Source organism: Kitasatospora sp. NPDC101155 (assembly GCF_044768305.1).
In the GTDB taxonomy this organism is placed as follows: Bacteria; Actinomycetota; Actinomycetes; order Streptomycetales; family Streptomycetaceae; genus Kitasatospora.
This window is the reverse complement of sequence record NZ_JBIWPN010000141.1, coordinates 1-3,345: the sequence shown is the minus strand read 5'-3', so window position 1 is coordinate 3,345 and position 3,345 is coordinate 1. Positions and strand designations below refer to the sequence as shown.

The following is a 3,345-nucleotide window of genomic DNA, read 5'->3' as shown; positions in this document are numbered from 1 at the left end:
GCCGACTTCCCCGACAGCACCCACGGCACCACCGGCAGCGACGACTCGGCCGACTCCTCAGCCGACTCCTCCACCGGAGCCTGCTCCAGGATCACATGGGCGTTCGTCCCGCCGATGCCGAAGGCGGAGACGGCGGACCGGCGCGGCCGGCCGGTCTCCGGCCACGCCACCGACTTCGTCAGCAGCTCGACCGCACCCGCCGACCAGTCGACCTGCGGCGTCGGCTCATCGACATGCAGCGTCTGCGGCAGCACACCGTGCCGCATCGCCATCACCATCTTGATCACACCGGCGACACCGGCGGCGGCCTGCGTGTGACCGATGTTCGACTTGACCGAGCCGAGCCACAACGGCCGCTCCGCGTCACGGTCCTGCCCGTAGGTGGCCAGCAGCGCCTGCGCCTCGATCGGGTCACCCAGCGTGGTGCCCGTGCCGTGTGCCTCCGCCGCGTCGACCTCGGCGGCCGTCAGGCGGGCGTTGGCCAGCGCCTGGCGGATCACCCGCTGCTGGGACGGGCCATTCGGCGCCGTCAGGCCGTTGGAGGCGCCGTCCTGGTTGACGGCGCTGCCGCGGACGACCGCGAGCACCGGGTGCCCGTTCCGTCGGGCGTCGGAGAGCCGCTCGACCAGCAGCATGCCGACGCCCTCGCCCCAGGCGGTGCCGTCGGCGGCGGCCGCGAAGGCCTTCACCCGGCCGTCCGCCGCCAGACCGCGCTGACGGCTGAACTCGACGAACAGCGCCGGGTTGGCCATCACGGTGACGCCACTGGCCAGCGCGAGGTCGCACTCGCCCTGGCGCAGCGCCTGAGCGGCCAGGTGCAGGGCGACCAGCGACGACGAACACGCCGTGTCCACCGTCACCGCCGGCCCCTCCAAGCCGTAGGTGTAGGAGATGCGGCCCGACGCGACGCTACCCGAGCTGCCGGTGCCGAGGTATCCCTCGACGCCCTCCGGCAGCGCCGGCAGGCCCGTGCCGTAGCCCTGGTACATCACACCGGCGAAGACGCCGGTCCGGCTGCCGCGCAGCGACAGCGGGTCGATCCCGGCCCGCTCGAACGCCTGCCAGGAGGCCTCCATCAGCAACCGCTGCTGCGGGTCCATCGCCAGCGCCTCACGCGGGGAGATCCCGAAGAGGGCGGGGTCGAAGGTCTCCGCGTCGTGCAGGAAGGCGCCCTCGCGCACGTACGACTTGCCCACCCGCTCCGGATCCGGATCGTAGAGGTCCTCGTCCCAGCCACGGCCCGTGGGGAAGCCGCTGACGCCGTCGCGCCCCTCGGCGACCAGCCGCCACAGGTCCTCGGGCGACTCCACGCCGCCCGCGAAGCGGCAGCTCATGCCGACGATCGCGATCGGCTCGTCGTCGATCGCCGCCACCGGGCTCGCGGATGCGAAGTCGTTCTGGTGACCACTGAGCTGCGCCCAGAGGTGATCGGCCAGCACGGCCGGGGTGGGGTAGTCGAAGACCAGGCTGGCGGGCAGGCGCAGCCCGGTGGCCGTGTTCAGGCGGTTGCGCAGTTCGACGGCGGTCAGCGAGTCGAAGCCGAGGTCCCGGAAGGCCCGGCCGTCCTCGATGGTGGCCGTGGAGGCGTGGCCGAGTACGGCGGCGACCTGGGTGCGGATCAGTTCCACCAGGAACCGCACGCGCTCGGCCTCCGGCAGCGGCGCCAGTTGCCGAGCCAGCGCGCTGCCCGCCGCAGCGGGCCCGGAGGCCGCCGTCCGGCGCGAGGAGGTACGGATCAGCGCCCGCAGCAGGGCAGGAACCTCACCGGCGGCGGCCGCCTGGGAGCGGAAGGCCGCCAGGTCGAGCTGGACGGGCACGAAGGCCGGCTCGTCCGCCGCGCAGGCGGTGTCGAACAGGGCCAGGCCCTCCTGGGCGGTCAGGCCGCGCAGGCCACCGCGGGTCATACGGCGCAGGTCGGTCTCGTTCAACTGGCCGGTCAGGCCGCTCAGTTCGGCCCAGAAGCCCCAGGCGAGGGAGACCGCGGGCAGGCCCTGGGCCTTGCGGTGCTGGGCGAGCGCGTCCACGAAGGCGTTGGCCGTCGCGTAGTTGCCCTGGCCCGGCGCGCCGAAGGTGCCGGCGGCGGAGGAGAACAGCACGAAGGCGGACAGGTCCAGGTCCCGGGTCAGCTCGTGCAGGTGCCAGGCGGCGTCGACCTTCGGGCGCAGGACGGTGTCGAAGCGCTCGGGGGTGAGCGACTCGATCACGCCGTCGTCCAGCACCGCAGCGGTGTGCACGATCCCGGTCAGCGGGGCCTCGGCAGGGACCTGCGCGAGCATCTCAGCCAGAGCCGCGCGGTCGGCGACGTCGCAGGCCGCGACCGTGACCTTGGCCCCGGCCTCGGTCAGCTCCGCGACCAGCTCCGCCGCACCCGGGGCCGCCTCGCCGCGACGGCTGGCCAGCAGCAGGTGCCGCACGCCGTGCCGGTCCACCAGGTGACGGGCCACCAGAGCGCCCAGCGTGCCGGAGGCACCGGTGACCAGCACCGTGCCCTCCGGTCCGAAGGCTGCCTTCGCGTCCTCGGCGGCCGAACCGGCCGCGCGCACCAGACGCGGCACCCACACCGCACCGTCGCGCACCGCCAGCTGCGGCTCAGCCGCGGCCAGCGCACCCGAGAGGTCCCCGCCGTCGGCGTCCAGCAGGACGATCCGGCCCGGGTGCTCGGCCTGCGCCGAACGCACCAGGCCCCAGACCGAGGCCGCAGCCAGATCGGCGACGTCCGTGCCGGGCTCCACCGCGACGGCGCCCTGGGTCACCAGCACCAGGCGGGAGTCGGCCCACCGCTCATCGGCGGTCCAGCTCTGCAGTACGGCCAGTACCTGCGCCGCAGTTTCGCGGACACCGGCGATCGGGCTCTCCGTGCCGACGGCTATGGGGAACAGGACCGTCCCCGGGACCTCCGCCCCGGCATCGATCGCCTCGGCCAGCGCCGCCAGATCCGCGTACCGCTCACCGGCCACACTGCTCAGGCCCGCGGGCACCTCGCCCAGCCAGGCCCGACCGGCCGGCGCCGCGACCTCGTCGGGCACCCGCAGCTCGGTCCACTCGACCCGGAACAGCGAGTCCCGGGCCGCGGCCTGCGCGGCGCCGATCTGCTCCGCCGACACCGGCCGCAGCACCAGCGACTCCACCACCGCGACCGGTGCGCCGGCAGCGTCGGCCACCTGCAGGGACACGGCATCGGTGCCGGCAGGTGCCAGCCGCACGCGCAGCTCCGTGGCACCGACCGCGTGCAGCGACACACCCGACCACACGAACGGCAGCCGACCGCGGTCATCGCCACCGGTGAAATCACCGAGCCCCACGCCGTGGAGGGCGGCGTCGAGCAGAGCGGGGTGCAGACCGAAG

Annotated in this window: 1 protein-coding gene; it reads right to left on the bottom strand. The window is 74.3% G+C overall.

Translation table 11 applies throughout. The annotated features are described in order from the left end of the window. Positions 1-3,345: SDR family NAD(P)-dependent oxidoreductase (locus ACIRYZ_RS46390; protein WP_402955768.1), on the bottom strand; the 3,345-nt coding region annotated here is incomplete at both ends.